This window comes from Duganella sp. CY15W, from assembly GCF_009857555.1.
In the GTDB taxonomy this organism is placed as follows: Bacteria; Pseudomonadota; Gammaproteobacteria; order Burkholderiales; family Burkholderiaceae_D; genus Rugamonas; species Rugamonas sacchari.
Window position 1 is genome coordinate 1,957,399 of sequence record NZ_WWCQ01000001.1, and the last position, 16,367, is coordinate 1,973,765.

Below are 16,367 nucleotides of genomic sequence, written 5' to 3' on the forward strand. Positions count from 1 at the left end.
GTTAACTACGTGCTTCAATCCCTCATGGCTTTCTGGCGAGGATTTCTTCTATCCGGATGCCTTTGTTGACCTTGTCACACACCCCGCCCGGTTTGCTGAATTGAAGATGGTGCAGGCCTACCAGCCTGTTCTGTAGATCGAACACCGGCGCGCCTGAACTGCCCGCCTCGGTGTCGCAATCGTGGGTGAAGTCCGGCGTGCCCTGGCCCTTCCAGCCCTCATAGACGGGCTGGACCACACGGCAGCTGAGGCTGACCTGTTTCGGCCGGCATGCGGGATGGTGGACGATGATGATGTTTTCTTTTGCCGCCACCGGGCTATCGCGCACCGGCGCAGGCAGGAGCGCGTCGCGCCCATTTCTGGCGGCGATTTCCAGGATGGCATAGTCTTTCTGCTGGTTTTTCTCGATCACCTTGCGGCACACAAACTCCCGGTCATTGCCGTCGCCATCCCATGACATGTCGATGATGGTGTTGTCGCAGATGTCCTGATTCCAGTAGTCGTCTGCGTTCACGCCGGTTTCGGGCGCACCGCAATGCCAGTTGGTCAGCAAGCGGTTCTCCGCCACGGCCACGCCCGAACAACACCAGGACACGCCCTTCCAGCTCGCCATCAGCATGCCGACTGCATCACCGAGCCGGCGACGGCCGGTTTCGGCTTTTTCAATCGGTAAAAAACGGTACACGCCGGCCTTTTGCAAGGAATAATAGGGGCGCGTTGCCGCATCCGGCATCAGGATGACCTGGCGGATTTCAATTTCCACGCCGGGATCTGCCTTCAAATCAAACGCGGTACTGCCCTGGCCATAGAGCCGGCGCGTCCAGATGGCCTTTTTATCCAGGTTCAGTGACGATGAAAACACTTCCAGTGGCCGCAGCGACTGGTCGCGGATGGTCAGATACCACTTGGCCTTGTCCGGCGCGCGGACCGCCAGCAGTGCACGGAAGTAGCGCACCTTGCCCACCTCCTCTTCGTAATTTTGTTCGTTGAGTCCGCCGTTTTCCAGGATCGCGCCGACCTGGATGACGCTGCCCAGCTGCGTCTGCATGGTGGCGCCGCTCCCGCATTCATCCTCAGCCAGCACGGGGGCCAGCGTAAGCGCAGCGCCCAGCAACGTTGCATAACGCCAGCTCCGGGACGCGGCGCTCATTTGCACTCCCCTGCGCCCACTTTCTTGGCCAGCAAAAGGTGTTGAATCTGGTTCAGCGAAATGCGGCTGCCGTCAGCCAGTTGCAGCAACCTGGCGCCCGGGCTCCAGGTGCCAGGCGAACTGCGGCGAATATCGGCGGCCCCTTCCGGCGACGTGAATACCCAGCGCGACGGTTCCTGGTCGGCGCCGCGCGCATAGCGGGCAATGGCTTGTACTTGCTTGAGTTCAAAAAAGCCATCGCTCATGGTTTCCTTGCTGAAGGCGTCCGACAAACCGATCACCGTCTCGCACCAGTTCTTCGGCCGGATCTCGACATAGTCCGCATCGCCATATTTCTTGAGCCAGCTCCGCGACGGATCCAGTAGCGCGGCCTCGGCATCGACTATGCCGGCACGCAATTTCTTGGCATCGTCCTGGTCCAGCACCGCACGCGAGGTCAGCATGAGCCGCTGGCGCACGCTGGCCGCGTCGGGAAAATAATCGCCGTGGCAGTTCAGCATGGAGGCCGCAAGGCCGGCAACAAAGGCTGCCGCCTGCGAGGTGCCGCCTTTCGGTTGCGCCATGCGGGTCGTAGTCGCCCAGCCGGGCACGTTGCTGCCGGGTGCGGCAAGGTGCACCATATGATAGCCTTGCGAATAATTGGCCGCGTCATCGAGTTTGGCATTGTGGTCGCTGCAATCGGTGCACGACGTCACCACCACCACATTCGCCTGGTCGCCCAGGTTCATCGGCGACATCGGCGTACGCGGTGTCAGCTCTACCGGCACCTGCGCCGCCGACATTTCGTCGGCCTGTCCGGCTGCGGTGATCCACAGCGGACTCAGCTCCCGTATCCGTTTAGCGGTCTGGCTGCGGAAACGAAAGTTGGCGTCCTTGAGGCTGCCGCTTGCGGCGTCGACTGCCCCATCCGGATAGGCTTCAAACATGGAGGCGAACAAAAACAGCTTGCGCTGCGGCCTGTCGGTCCGGTCCATGGCCTCGCTGATCAGGTCAGCGAATTTCTCGTCCGACAAGCCATCGCGTTCATAGGTGAACAGCTGGGCGCCCGGACTCAGGCCCAAAAAGCCATAACCGTTCGGCTGGCTTATCATGATGCCGGCTAAATGCGTGGCGTGGTGCTCGCTGGCCTTGAACGGAATCTCCAGGCATAGCCTTAGATCGGCAGCCTCATCGCCGTCGCCTGCCGGTCCCGCGTAATTTTTTATCGCCGGCAGGATGTCGGGGTTGGGATAGACCCGCGTGTCGACAAAATGAATCTGCGCGCAACGCCCTTCCGCGCAGCCCATCGCGCAGGCTGGCAGCGCAACGGCGCCGGCCGTGGGATTGCGCAGCATGGTCAGGTAGTCGCCCTCGACCGCCGGGGCTTTTTCGCTCTGGTGGCACTGCATCACCCTGTCCTCGGGGCTGGTGGAGGAATACAGCACTGGCGCGCTACTCCTGGGCTGGACAACGTTGAGGTAGACATTCACCGAGCTGGTCAGTGCATCGCTGAAATGCAGCGGCGGCGCATCCTCGGCCATCTTGATGCGTACTTCGTAGCCCTCAAAAGTCAGCACCGACTTTTTGCCATCGCTGCTGCGGCTAAATTCCGTCACATTCCATAGTTTCTGGTCATCGCGCAATCTGGGCTGGGCGTCAGCATCCCAGCCGTAATACACCCGCGAATAGTTGTACGGCTTGATCCCCATGCTGTCAGGGACCATGATCACCTGGCCCAGCGCCAGCTTGTCTGACGCGATATGGGGATTGAGCTGCTTTAGCAAGGCGATGAACTGCGGCTCGGGACAGCGCAGGCGCTTGGGATAACCCAGGCTGTTTTTAAAAATCGTGCAGATTGAATCTTTCGCTTTGACCTGGTAGGACTTGCTCTCCAGCAGACTCTGCGCGAGTAGCTCGCCTGCCGCCAGCGCGAGGTTGTGCGCCGCTTCCCCACCTTCCAGCCGCATCACGAGTTCAGCATGCCGGTGCTGCGGCGCCGCCGCTTTCTTTTCCGCGGATCCCAGGTATTGCTTGCGGTGGCCCTGGATATCGACGGCAGTCAGCTTCATGTCCAGCGTGCCAGCATTGCCGCAAAAATAATGCATGACCGAGTGCGCATCGTACGGTGTCAGCGGAGTCCATGCATCGCCCACCGGATCGGGTTCGCAGCCTGCCACCCCGATCACATGCTCGTGGCGATACCCCAGGATATGGCCGAGTTCATGCCTGAGTACGCCGATCTTGTCGGCATTGCCGCTGAAATAAATGGGATCGACAAACAAATGGCGGCGCGCCACCGGCGTGGAAGGATAAAAAGACGCGGCCGCAAATTTGCCGCCGGTAGCGACTTTCACGACGTCGAACAGCGGTTTCTTGGGCCCGCCTTCACTCACTTGCGAGAACTTGATGTTGCATTCAGCGCAAGCCTGCTCCCAGTCGCGCGCAGCCTGCTTGAGATGATCGACCACCAGCTGATATTCGGCATCGCTGTCAAACGTGCTGCGCGTAACCGAATACAACAGCTTGCGCTGCTCTTGCTTTTCCCAATAGTCACGCTTGCCATCGACCACGTTCGAGATCAGCTCGCCTGTGGCGAGATTACTGCCCTTGTCGTCCTTGCCGCTATTTTTAAGGCTGATCAGATGCGCGCGCACCTCGTCGCGCGTCAGCAGCAAGTCCCCCTCGACCACATACAGCCGGATACCGGGCGGCTGATTGACTGTGCCCAACAGCTTCAAGTAGCGCTCAAACGCCGTGTCGTCAAATGGATCTTGCAGTGCAGCCTGATGAATTTCAAGCCGGGTGGCGCCCGTTACGGGCTGGGCCGGCGAACTGGCGCTGAATAAAAAAACCACAACCGCCAGGGTGAGTCGGATGAGCCGCATGGAAGTCCCCCAAAGACAGACTGCGCGTGACACTGCTGGAAAATTGCTGCGCCATTGTCCCTTGGGTTGACGCGCCGAAAACTCTCTAATTATCACAATGATAATTATTAATATTGAAAAACAACGGTGTTGAGTTTCCTGCCCCACACGTGCAATTTGGTGAGATTTCCACTGCCTTACATCTGCTAACATCGCCCACCACGTTTTATTGTTAGTAAAACAATCGTTCCTAACATTCATCGAAAGTGCAGGCAAAATGAAACCCATTCGTGCAGCCGTGTTACTTGCCTTCATTGCCGCAGCGCCGGCGGCTCAGGCCCAGACCACCCTGAGCATTAGCCAGCTTCAGGCATCGACGAAATGCAGCGACGCGCTGATTTTTATCACCGACACTGGCAGAGAAGGCATGTTCGTTCCGGTTCCCGGCTCGACGGCAGTGGCCAATAACGGCACCACGCTGTCCTGTAATGCCAACGGCGGAGCTGGCCGGGTGGTATATAAACGCGTCTACGACAGCACCATCAATGCGAAATGGTTTGGTTTGAGCGAAACCGCAGCGGATAACTCCGTGGCAGTGCAAAACGCCATCGACTCCGCCAAAAAAGGCCAGGAAGTGCTGATCCCGGAAGGCTCTTATACCTTCCAGAATTCGATCACGCTGCCCGACAACCAATACATCCGTCTGACGGCAAGAGGCGAGCTGACCTTCAATGCAGCTGAGGGCATTGTCGTGATTGGCCGATTTGGCCATGTGCTGGATTTGACCCGGCTACACAATCATGCATGGGAAGATACGCCGCGCTACGGCTACACCGGCACTGCAATCAAGCTGGTCAATGCGGTGAATGCCACGGTCAAGGTGAATTGGATCGACGGCTTTAAAACCGCCATCATGCTCACCGGTGAAGGACATAACGGTTCGCAATACAACAAGATTAATTTCGACCTCCTGACCCATAACGACATCGGTCTGCAACTGACCACGGAGAGCGATGGCCAGCTGAATTGGGTCAATGAAAATACCTTTACCGGCGGCCGCATTAGCGGCCTCACGGGCCTCTCGGCGGTACCGGGCGCCGGCCAGACCGATCCTTTTAACGGCAATAAGTTCTACAACATCGGCTTTGAGGGCGCCACGACGGGTGTGGATGTCGACAAGTTCTCCTGGAATATATTTATCGCCCCTCGCCTGTTCTCTGCCGAAGGCGTCGTCAACGGCTTTAAGTTCAGCCCTTCCTCGCAAGATAATGCGATTGTCACTACCGGCCTGTACGAAAACGCGTTTGTTTCCAACGGTGTTGCCGCCAATGCCGGGGTACGCACCCTGGTGCTGGGCCGCTTGCTGACGTCTGATGGCGTGACCTCGGGCGTGCTGAATATTGCCGATGACAACGGACGCTTCCTGGGGCTGAAACGCGATACGCCGGTCCCATCCAAGAGCAAGTCGCGGGTGTTGCCATTGTCTACGCTGACTGGCGTCTCGCCGTAAGCGCCACCGCGCACGCACGGCACCAAAGGCTGCAGCCCCCGGGCGCGCAGCCTTTTTCTTTGGGGCCGGGCTGGCGCGTTGTATCCTGAATGCCAGTCTGTTACCATTTGCCTTGAAGTATTATCTTAAGGCAATGGCATACGGACATTGCCAACTTTGTTTGCCCGACCCAGCCACCGTCGCCCGGCAAACCAAGCAACAGAGCTCCGCCACCCCGAGCTTGTCGTTTAGAAAAATCAACTTAGCTATGCTGAAGAAAATTTCTGTCGACCACGCACGTGCGGGCATGTATGTACACGAACTGTGCGGCTCGTGGTTCGACAATCCATTTTGGAATCCGACTTTCCCCTTACGTAACAGTACGGATGTCAACAAGCTCCAGGCCAGCGGCGTACGCGAACTGTGGATCGATACCAGCAAGGGCTGCGACGTCGAGTCGCCAGACCAGGACCAAGACGAGGCCAACGCGGCCGCGCCGGTCCAGGAGCCCGTGCCCTCGCCGCCCGCCTTCGCGTTCGTGCCCCAGGCCGCAGCCAGCATGCAGGATGAAGTGGCCCGCGCCACCAAAATTCTCAAGAAGACCCGCGACGCGGTCGGCGTGATGTTTGAGGACGCGCGCATGGGCCGTATGGCGAGCGCCCAGGCCGCCATGCCGCTAGTGGAGGAAATCGCCTCGTCCGTGATGCGCAATTCCGGCGCCCTGGTGAGCCTGGTGCGCCTCAAGCAGGCCGACGATTACACCTATATGCATTCCGTCGCCGTGTGCGCCATGATGATTGCGCTGGCCCGCCAGCTGGAACTCAGCGATGAGGAAGTGCGCGACTATGGTCTGGCCGGCCTGCTGCACGATATCGGCAAGATGGCGATTCCGGCCGCCATCCTGAACAAGCCAGGCCGCCTGACAGATGAGGAATTCTTGACGGTCAAGCGCCACCCGAGCGCCGGCTATGACATGCTCAAGACTGTGGAAGGCATGCCGGAGATCGTGCTGGACGTCTGCCTGCATCACCACGAACGCATGGACGGCATGGGCTATCCCGACCAGCTGGCAACGCAGACCCTGAGCCAGGCCGCGCGGGTCGGCGCCATCTGCGATGTATATGACGCGATCACCTCCAATCGGCCGTACAAGCAAGGCTGGAGCCCGACCGAGTCCTTGCGCAAGATGGCCACCTGGGCCAAGGAAGGCCACTTTGACGAAAAACTGTTTGCCGCCTTCGTCAAGTGTATCGGTATTTATCCGGTCGGCACCCTGGTGCGCCTGAAATCCAACCGGCTCGGCGTGGTGATCGACAACAGCAAGTCGCTGCTCAAACCAACGGTGCGCGTGTTCTTTTCGATTACGTCCATGGCCTATCAGGCGCCGACCACGATCGACCTGAGCCGTCCCGGCACCATGGAGGCGATTGCCGCCTCGGAAGAAGCGCATACCTGGAAAATCCGCAATCTGGACAGCTACTGGACGGCTGAGTAGCTTTTTCGCCCCTTCATGGATGCAAGCCCTGCTCCGGCGCCAGCCGCACAGCACGCCGCTGACGCCCCGCAGCGGCGATTTGGCTAATTTCCACAAGTCAACGTCAACTACTTTTTATCATGTTGTAGCAATGCCGAACGTGACTAATGGAGACAATCTGACCCAGCCCTAACTCCTAAGATTCTATATACGAATTGCGCATGTGCTTATGCGCTGTATGGACATGGGAGAAAGACATGGCATTGCGAAATGTAAGCGTCGCCAAACGGTTGGGCATCGGGTTTGGCCTGGTTTCGGTTCTGCTGCTGATTATCATTGTGCTCGGACTGCGCAGCATGCAGCAGATCCAGTCGCGCATGATAGAAATTACCAAGGTCAACGACGTCGAAACCCGGCTGGCCCAGACGATGGACCTGACCGTCACCGAGCGCGCCCTGGCCTTGCGCAACCTGATCCTGCTCAAAGAGGAAAAGGAAATTCAAATTGAAATCAAGCGCATCGCCGACCAGGAACAGAAATACACCGCCGCGATGGACAAGCTGGGCAAGATGTTCTCCGACCTCAACCTGACCACCTCGGACGAAACCGCCCTGCTCGCGGACATCCGCAAGCAAGGTGAACTGGCGGCGCCGTTCTACCGGCAGGCGCAGGATCTGGCGCTCAAGCAGCAGCAAGACCAGGCCTACCAGATCCTGCGCTACCAGTTCCGGCCGATCCAGAAAAAATGGTGGGAGCTGCTGCGCCAGCTCATCGCGCTCGAGGAAAAACAGAATACGGAAGCAGTGGCCCTGGCCGAAGCGGCGTATGACAGCGCCCGCAACCAGATGCTCATGATCGGCACGCTGGCCCTGCTGTGCAGCCTGGCCGCCGCCTGGCTCATCACGCGCAGCCTGGTCAGCGAGCTGGGTTGCGAGCCCAATGAAGCGGCGGACATTGCCAACGAAATCGCTGCCGGCAACCTGACCGTGCCGATTCATCCGCGCGCTGGCGACGACCACAGCCTGCTGCACGCGATGCAGACCATGCGCGACGGCCTGACCCGCATCGTCGGCCAGGTGTACACCAGCAGCGACACGATTGCCAGCGCCGCCGGCCAGATCGCCAATGGCAACCTGGACCTGTCATCGCGCACCGAGCAGCAGGCCAGCACGCTGGAAGAAACCGCGTCATCGATGGAGGAACTGACCAGCACCGTGCGCCTGAATACGGACCGCGCGCGGCAGGCCAACGGCCTGGCCGTGAGCGCGTCCGACGTTGCGGCCAAAGGCGGCGCGGTGGTGGCCCAGGTGGTGGATACCATGGCGGCCATCGACACCTCGGCGCACAAGATTGTGGACATCATTGCGGTGATCGATGGCATCGCGTTCCAGACCAACATCCTGGCGCTCAACGCCGCTGTCGAGGCGGCGCGCGCGGGCGAGCAAGGCCGCGGCTTTGCCGTCGTCGCCAGCGAGGTGCGCACGCTGGCCCAGCGCAGTGCTGCGGCAGCCAAGGAAATCAAGGAGCTGATCGGCGATTCGGTGGACAAGGTCCAGGCCGGCAATCGCCTGGTCGAACAGGCCGGCGCCACCATGGACGAGGTGGTATCCAGCGTCAAACGCGTGACGGATATCATGACCGAGATCATGATGGCCAGCCAGGAGCAATCCGCCGGCATCGAGCAGATCAACAACGCCGTGACCCAGATGGACGATGTGACCCAGCAGAACGCGGCGCTGGTGGAAGAAGCCGCGGCGGCCGCGCAAGCCATGCAGGACCAGGTCAACAGCCTGAACCTTGTGGTCAGCACCTTCCGCCTTGCCGGTGCGGGTGGGCACGCGATGACTGCCGTCGCCAAGCCGTTGCGCCGGCCAGCCCAGGCCGCGCCTCGCCTGACGCACAGCACTGCTGACGCGGACGCATGAGGGAGCTGACATGGGCCGCATCGAAAATCTGCAGGACACCACGCCACAGGTGTTCTGGCATGCCAGCGCCGTCACGGCGGAAGAACGCCTGCATCAACTCAGGCAGCAGCCGGCCACTATCTGGCTGACGGGCCTCAGCGGCGCCGGCAAGTCCACCCTGGCCTACGCGCTGGAACGCCGCTTGTGCGCGGACGGCCGCCTGGTCTATGTGCTGGACGGCGACAACCTGCGCCATCATCTGAACAGCGACCTCGGTTTCAGTAGCCGTGACCGCCGCGAGAACATCCGCCGCAGCGCCGAAGTGGCGCGCCTGCTTAACGACGCGGGCCTGATCGTGATTTGCGCCTTCATTTCGCCGCTGCGCGAAGACCGCGCCATGGCCCAGGCCATCATCGGCCAGGCCAACTTCATCGAGACCTATGTCAGCACGCCGTGCGCGGTATGCGAGGAACGCGATCCCAAGGGGCTGTATCAGAAAGCCCGCGCTGGCCTGATTCCCGAATTCACCGGCATCTCGGCGCCCTACGAAGTGCCGCTGGCGCCCGCGCTGGTGCTCGATACCGAACTGCTGACGCCGGACCAGGCATGCGCGCGGCTCCTGCAGCATCTGGCGCCGCGCCTGCGCTGATGTCATGGGCTACGACATCTTCAACGGCGATGCCGACGGCATCTGTGCGCTGCACATGCTGCGCATGGCGACACCGGCGCAGCGCACGCTGATTACCGGTGTCAAACGCGATATCGCCTTGCTGCGCCGCGTGCCCGACGTGCCGGATCCGGACTTGCTCGTGCTCGATATCTCGCTGGACGCCAACGCCGTTGAACTGGACCGCCTGCTCGCCAATGGCGCCAGCATCACGTGGTTCGACCACCATGCGGCCGAGCGCGCACCGCGCCATCCGCGTCTGAACCTGCATCACAATGATTCACCGGACGTCTGCACCAGCATCCTGGTGGACCGCCAGCAGCAGGGTCGCTACCGGCCTTGGGCGGTGGTGGCCGCGTTTGGCGACAATCTGGCCGCGCCAGCGCAGCAACTGGCGCACAGCCTGCACCTCAGCGCGGACGACTGCGCAGCGCTGGCGCAGCTTGGCCAGACGCTCAACTACAACGCCTACGGCGAGTGCGAGAGCGATCTGCACATTCCGCCGGCCACACTGTATCAGGCCATCAGCGCCTGCCCGCATCCTTCGGACATGCTGCACACCCCGCTCTACCAGGCCTTGTATGCGAGCTACCGCGATGACTGCGCGCGCCTGCATGGCGTGCAGCCGCACTGGCAGCAACACGGCAACGCCGTCTATCTGCTGCCCGACGCACCGTGGGCACGCCGCGCCAATGGCGTGCTGGCCAACCGCCTTGCGGCTGACGACCCACAAGCCAGCTTCGCGGTGATCCTGACGCGCAGCGATGGCGATTACCTGGTCAGCATCCGCTCTGGCCAGCCGGAAGCACGCAGCGCTTGCCGCCTGTGCCAGCAATTTCTTGGCGGCGGTGGACGCAAGTCGGCGGCCGGCATCAATCATCTGCCGGCCAGCGAGCTGACGCGCTTCATCGCCTGCTTCGAAGCTTATTTTGCGCCCGGCGCGCACTACGGCCATGCGGCCTGACCCGCTCAGCATGCAAGCAGCGGCAGCGCCGGAGCGCACCGCTGCGCCAGTCAGCCTGTGGACGCTGGCACTGCTGTTCCTGCGCATCGGCTGCACCGGGTTTGGCGGCTTCATGGCGATGGTGGCTGTTACCCAGCAGGTGTTGTGCGAACGGCGCCGCCTGCTGCCGCAGGCGGATTTGCTGGATGGCCTGGCGCTGGCCTCCGTGCTGCCCGGTCCCGTTGCGGTGAATGTCGCGGCGTATGCGGGTTACCGCCTGCGTGGTGCGGCCGGCGCCGTCATCGCCTTGCTGTGCGCGGTCTTGCCGGCGTTTTTTTGCATGGTGGCCCTGGGCACGCTGTATCTGCGCTACGGCAGCAGCGATGCGCTGCGCCCCATATTTGCCGGTATCGCGCCGGCGATCGTCGCAATCGTGCTGGCAGCCGGCTGCCGGCTGTGGCAAGGCGCAGTACATGACGGCCGACAGGCTGCCCTGGGCGTGGGCGCGGCGCTGGTGATGGTCTGGCAGCCGGGGTTGGCAACGACGCTGAGTGTGATGGCAGTGGCAGCCGCGATTGGCTATCACAGTTACGGTGGTCGGTCGGCCCCGTCGCCAGCGCTGGCCAGCCGCGCGCCACTGGCGGCGCCGCAAGGCACGCGTCGCCGCTGGCCACAACGGCTGGCGATGCTGCTGGTAGCGCCGCTCGCCGCGCTGGCGCTGTTGAGCGCATCGCCCATCCTGCTGCAATTGCTCGGCGTGTTCTCCAGTATGAGTTTGCTGGCGTTTGGCGGCGGCTATGTCTTCATCCCGCTGCTCCAGCATACGGTCGTGGAAGCCTATCACTGGCTCACGCCGGCCGAATTTACCGACGCGCTGGCGATTACCCAGCTCAGTCCCGGTCCGGCCATGATCAGCTCCGCGTTGATCGGGCTGAAGGTTGCCGGCTTTTCCGGCGCAACGGCAGCCAGCATCGGCATGTTCGTCCCCAGCGCCATGCTGATTGTGGCCGCAAGCGGCGCCATGCAGCGGATCCGCAGCAGCACTTCAGTACAGGCGGCGCTCAGCGGCATGCGCGCAGCGCTGTCGGGCATGGTGTTTGCGGCCGCCGTCACCATCAGCCGCAGCCATCCGCTACACCTCGCCACTGTACTGGTCTGTGTGGCGGCACTGTTTGCGCTGCTGCGCTTACGTGTCGATGCCGCTGTGGCGGTGCTGTGTGCAGCACTGTCTGGCTGGCTGTTTTTCTAGGAGAGTTGCATGCATACCCATTCCCAGACGGCGCAGCAGGCCCCACGCCCAGTCATGATGATCCCGTTACGCCGCTGCGGCAGCCATGCGCTGCGGCTGCGGCTGAATATGGCGCCGCAGTTTTATTCGCCCTACCCGCTGCACATCGTGGATTTCATGCCGCTGCTGCCGCTGTATGGCGACTTGCGCGACGACCGCCAGTACTTCCGCCTGGTCACCGACCTGTGTGGCCTGCAGGCGGTCAGCATGGTCAAGTGGCCGCAGATGAGCTTTGATCCCGTTGAGATTTTTGAAACGCTACGCCACCAGCCGCGCAGCATCCACCGCATCCACTGGGAGCTGCTAATGCGCGCCGGCGCCCAGCAAGGCGCCAGCGTGGTCATGGACAAGTCACTCGACAATGTCCACTACGCCGACGAACTCATGGCGCTACTGCCCACCATGCTGTTCATCAACGTGGTGCGCGATCCGCGCGCCCAGGTGGCCTCCATGAACCGCGCTATCATTCACGACTTTGACACCCATCTCAACGCGGAAACCTGGCTGGCCGCGCACCGGGCCGCCGACCACGTGATGCAGCGCTATCCTGAACGCGTGCTCACCATCCGCTACGAAGATTTTGTCGCCCAGCAGCGCGCCACGCTGGAAACCCTGTGCCACTTCCTCGGCATCGACTTCCAGCCGCAGATGCTCGATATCGGCGCCTCGCAGGAGGCCAGACAAATTGCACAGTTGTCGGCGCTGTGGTCGTCCAACTGCTACCCGCCGATTGCCGCCAATATCGACAAATTCCGCCAGCAGCTGTCGGCGGACGACATCAACCTCATCGAAACCCTGACCGGCGACTATATGGACCGCTACGGCTATACCCGGCTGGCCAGCGGTGATGCCGATTTGTCACCACGCCGCCGCGCCGAGGCGGTAGCCCGTTCCGACGCCGCCCGCGAACGCGCCTGGCGCGACCTGGAGCAGGACAATTTCCGCGATTACGTGCTGCGCCGCTGCCGCGCCGACTACCTGGCCCAGCTGCGCGCCCGCCTGAGCCAGCACGCCGTGGCGCCCGGGCGCGATAACAAGCCGGCAACGCTGAGCGAACTCGATCCGGCGGCGTTCGAGGTGAGTGACTGAAAGCCACGCGCGCCACCGCTGGAGCTGACTTAAGGCCTTGATTTTGCTATAATTCCCGCCTTCACACGTAAGGAATCAAGCCATGTCACTGCTAGCCCACCAGCTTGAACTGCTGTCGCCCGCCAAAACCGCCGAAATCGGCCGCGAAGCCATTTTGCACGGCGCCGATGCCGTCTATATCGGCGGCCCGGCCTTCGGCGCGCGCCATAACGCCAGCAATCCGATCGAGGATATCTCCAGCCTGGTGGAGTTTGCACACCGCTACCGTTCACGCATTTTCGTGACCATCAACACCATCCTGCATGACGCCGAACTGGAAGCCGCGCGCAAGCAAATCTGGCAACTGTACGATGCCGGCGTCGATGCGCTGATCATCCAGGACATGGGCCTGCTGGAGATGGACCTGCCGCCGATCCAGCTGCACGCCAGTACCCAGTGCGACATCCGCACCGTGGAAAAAGCCAAATTCCTGGGCAATGTGGGCTTCTCGCAGCTGGTGCTGGCGCGCGAACTGACGATTGAGCAGATCAAGAAAATCCATGCCGAGGTCGATACGCCGCTGGAGTACTTCGTCCACGGCGCGCTGTGCGTGGCGTACTCGGGCCAGTGCTACATCTCGCACGCCGACACCGGCCGCAGCGCCAACCGCGGCGACTGCTCGCAAGCCTGCCGCCTGCCATACACACTGAGCGACAGCAAAGGCGGCGTGGTCGCTTATGAAAAACACCTGCTGTCGATGAAGGACAACGACCAGAGCGCTAACCTGGAAGCGCTGATCGATGCGGGCATCCGCTCGTTGAAAATCGAGGGCCGCTACAAGGACATGGGCTATGTGAAAAACATCACCGCCCATTACCGCCTGCTGCTGGACGAAATCCTCGAACGCCGCACCGAGTTCACGCGCGCTGCCAGCGGCAACACCAGCATCCTGTTCACGCCGGACGTCGACAAGACCTTCCACCGTGGCCACACCGATTACTTTGCCAACGGCCGCCTGGATGACATCGGCGCCTTCGACAGCCCGAAATACGTGGGCGTCGAGCTGGGCACCGTGACCCGCATCGCCACCGACCATTTCGACGTTGTCACCAACGACGCCATGGCCAACGGCGATGGGCTGAACTATCTGCACAAACGTGAGGTGTACGGCGTGCAGGCCAACGTGGTGAAGAAGCTGGACGAAAACGAAGACGGCCAAGTCTGGCGCGTGTTCCCTAACGAGGCGGTCAGCGCGCTGACCGGCCTGAAAGTCGGCCTGTCGGTCAACCGCAACCGCGATCATCACTGGGAAGCTGCGCTGAACAAGAAGTCGTCCGAGCGCAAGGTCGGCCTGCATCTGGCGCTGAGCGAACAAGGCCAGGGCCTGCGCCTGTCATTGACCGATGAAGATGGTTTCGTCAGCGAGACCACCGCCGCCATCGCGCTGCAAACGGCACAGAACGCCGACCAGGCCGATACCTCGCTGCGCGCCAGCCTGGCCAAACTGGGCAACACCATGTTTGCAGCTGAAAGCGTAGACCTGAAACTGTCGCAGCCGTGGTTTGTGCCATCGGCCGCCATCAATGCGCTGCGCCGCGAAGCGATTGAAGCGCATGAAGCCGTGCGCCTGGCGGGCTGGGACCGCCCACAACGCAAGGCTGCCGCCGAGCCGCCGGCCGTGTACCCGGACACCCAGCTCAGCTACCTGGCCAACGTCTACAACGAAAAGGCCCGCGCCTTCTATCACAAGCATGGCGTGCAGCTGATCGCCGCCGCCTACGAGGCGCACGAAGAAGCTGGCGAAGTGCCACTGATGATTACCAAGCACTGTCTGCGCTTCTCGTTCAACCTGTGCCCGAAACAGGCCAAGGGTGTGCAAGGCGTGCAAGGCCAGGTGCGTGCGGAGCCGATGACGCTGGTCAGCGGCGACGAAACCTACACGCTGCGCTTCGATTGCAAGCCATGCGAAATGCACGTGGTCGGCGCCATGAAACCAGGCATCCTGAAATCGGCGCCGCCGTCCAACGTGCCTTACAGCCCAATGGTATTCCACCGCCAGCGCCCGCGCGCCTGATACGCTGACGGCGCCGGCCGGCGTTAGCTGGTCCGGAAAATCAGCTCTTTCACCTGCCGCAGCTTCGGTGCGACGGCAGGTACCGTCAACATGGTGCTGGCCACCGCCATCAACAGCATGGCGGTAAAGGTCTCATTGGTGATGATGCCTTTGTCGAGCAGGATGTTGACGAAGATGATCATGATCAGCGCTTTGGTTTGCAGCAGCCAGCCGATGATCGATGCCTCACCCGGCTGCCATTTCAGGATCTTGCCGGCGATCTGCACGCCGAGCAGCTTGCCCGTCACCGACGCCACCAGCAGCACCGCTGCGGCGATGAACACCGCCGAACCGCCCATGCCCCAGTTGGTGCGCAAACCGGTGCTCAGGAAGAAGACCGGCATGAACGCCAGCAGCACGTGGTGGCGCATCAGGTCCATTTTCTCCTGGTCGAACCAGTGCGCGTCCATCACCGCACCGGCCAGGAAGGCGCCCACCATGAAATGCAGGCCGGCCCAGTCGGCTGCAAAGCCGCACGCCGCCAGCCAGATCAGCGACACATACCAGCGGTCGCGCTCCGGCAGGCGCGCCATGAGCTTGCGGAAGCCCCACGCCGCCAGCGCGAACAGCACCAGGAAGCCAAGCTGACGGCCGACGCGCGTCCAGTCCAGCAGGATCAGCGCCAGTACGCCCCAGATGGCAATGTCGTCCAGGCTGGCGTAGCGCAGGATGCGCTGGCCGATAGGCTGACGCAAAATCTCAAGGTTCTCCATCAGCAGAATCAGAATCGGCAGCGCGGTCACGGCGCACGCCATGCCCACGCCCAGCACGAATTGCCAGTCCTTGCCGTTCGGGCCGATCCAGCCGCTGTACGACAACATGCCCAGCGCCGCCACGCAGCCAAACAGCAACGGCGTGCCGAGCGCCATGGTGGCGGTGATCACGCTTTCGCGGCGGTGCTCCCAGGCCTTGGGCAAATCCAGTTCAATCCCCGCGATCATCACAAACAGCATCACGGCCCACCAGGCAATGCTGTTCAGCGACTGGATGACCGGTGGCGTGAACACAAATTTGTAGTAATCCGGAAAAGCCGAGCCCAGCACGCCGGGTCCCAGCAGGATGCCGGCGATGATTTGCACCACCACCAGTGGCGCATAGTAATTGGTGTCGCACAGGCGCCAGACCAGATAAGGAACGGAAAAGATGATCAACATTGCCAGGAGAAAAATCTCCGTGGTGCTCATCGCAGTATGCATCGAGGTATCCCCAGGTTATGTAATTATGTAATTTCACTACGCAAAAAGTATAAACTGACTGTTTTAAATCTAGCAAAACATTTGTTTTTATAGCCAAAAGAGTATTTGGAAACGTTGTTTTATCTGCTTGACAGGTCATATCACTCAATATATCTTCACGTTCGTTGCCATATGGCAATATCGTGGCGCCTTCACATACTTGAATCATTCGTGCGCTGCGAAAACATTTTCT

At 61.3% G+C, this 16,367-nt stretch carries 11 protein-coding genes; 8 read left to right on the forward strand and 3 right to left on the reverse strand.

Features of this window, described 5'->3' with window-relative positions; translation table 11 throughout:
* Positions 1 to 22: 22 nt before the first annotated feature.
* Together GTP58_RS08430 and GTP58_RS08435 are read right to left on the reverse strand one after the other, a co-directional pair.
* On the reverse strand, positions 23 to 1,150 hold the full coding sequence (locus tag GTP58_RS08430; protein WP_161077027.1) for a serine protease: 1,128 nt from the start codon (positions 1,148 to 1,150) through the stop codon (positions 23 to 25).
* Positions 1,147 to 4,014: a S8 family serine peptidase gene (locus tag GTP58_RS08435; protein WP_161077028.1), complete on the reverse strand. Its 2,868-nt coding sequence runs from the start codon at positions 4,012 to 4,014 to the stop codon at positions 1,147 to 1,149. Before GTP58_RS08435 ends, GTP58_RS08430 begins: the two co-directional genes overlap by 4 nt.
* 256 nt (positions 4,015 to 4,270) lie before the next feature.
* On the opposite strand from GTP58_RS08435, the gene GTP58_RS08440 reads away from it, so the two are divergent.
* From GTP58_RS08440 to GTP58_RS08475, 8 genes are all read left to right on the forward strand, one after another.
* Complete coding sequence (locus GTP58_RS08440; RefSeq protein WP_161077029.1) at positions 4,271 to 5,503, forward strand: glycosyl hydrolase family 28-related protein; 1,233 nt, start codon at positions 4,271 to 4,273, stop codon at positions 5,501 to 5,503.
* Positions 5,504 to 5,750: 247 nt separating this feature from the next.
* Positions 5,751 to 6,977: an HD-GYP domain-containing protein gene (locus tag GTP58_RS08445; RefSeq protein WP_161077030.1), complete on the forward strand. Its 1,227-nt coding sequence runs from the start codon at positions 5,751 to 5,753 to the stop codon at positions 6,975 to 6,977.
* A 236-nt stretch (positions 6,978 to 7,213) separates the two neighbouring features.
* The gene (locus GTP58_RS08450; protein WP_161077031.1) at positions 7,214 to 8,881 is read left to right on the forward strand and encodes a methyl-accepting chemotaxis protein; all 1,668 of its coding nucleotides are present in this window, start codon (positions 7,214 to 7,216) and stop codon (positions 8,879 to 8,881) included.
* Positions 8,882 to 8,891: 10 nt separating this feature from the next.
* Complete coding sequence (gene cysC, locus GTP58_RS08455) at positions 8,892 to 9,509, forward strand: adenylyl-sulfate kinase (protein WP_161077032.1); 618 nt, start codon at positions 8,892 to 8,894, stop codon at positions 9,507 to 9,509.
* 4 nt (positions 9,510 to 9,513) lie between these two features.
* The gene (locus tag GTP58_RS08460) at positions 9,514 to 10,491 is read left to right on the forward strand and encodes a DHH family phosphoesterase (protein ID WP_161077033.1); all 978 of its coding nucleotides are present in this window, start codon (positions 9,514 to 9,516) and stop codon (positions 10,489 to 10,491) included.
* Positions 10,481 to 11,719 carry a chromate efflux transporter gene (gene chrA / locus GTP58_RS08465; protein WP_229215466.1) on the forward strand — a complete coding sequence of 413 codons (1,239 nt, stop codon included), beginning with the start codon at positions 10,481 to 10,483 and terminating at the stop codon, positions 11,717 to 11,719. Before GTP58_RS08460 ends, chrA begins: the two co-directional genes overlap by 11 nt.
* Before the next feature lie 9 nt (positions 11,720 to 11,728).
* Entirely contained in the window at positions 11,729 to 12,847 is a 1,119-nt protein-coding gene (locus GTP58_RS08470) for a sulfotransferase (RefSeq protein WP_161077034.1), read from the forward strand.
* An 82-nt stretch (positions 12,848 to 12,929) separates the two neighbouring features.
* On the forward strand, positions 12,930 to 14,900 hold the full coding sequence (locus GTP58_RS08475) for a U32 family peptidase (protein ID WP_161077035.1): 1,971 nt from the start codon (positions 12,930 to 12,932) through the stop codon (positions 14,898 to 14,900).
* 23 nt (positions 14,901 to 14,923) lie between these two features.
* Here the strand turns inward: GTP58_RS08475 and GTP58_RS08480 are convergent, their stop codons facing one another.
* On the reverse strand, positions 14,924 to 16,123 hold the full coding sequence (locus tag GTP58_RS08480) for a cation:proton antiporter (RefSeq protein ID WP_373924728.1): 1,200 nt from the start codon (positions 16,121 to 16,123) through the stop codon (positions 14,924 to 14,926).
* Between the last annotated feature and the right edge of the window lie 244 nt (positions 16,124 to 16,367).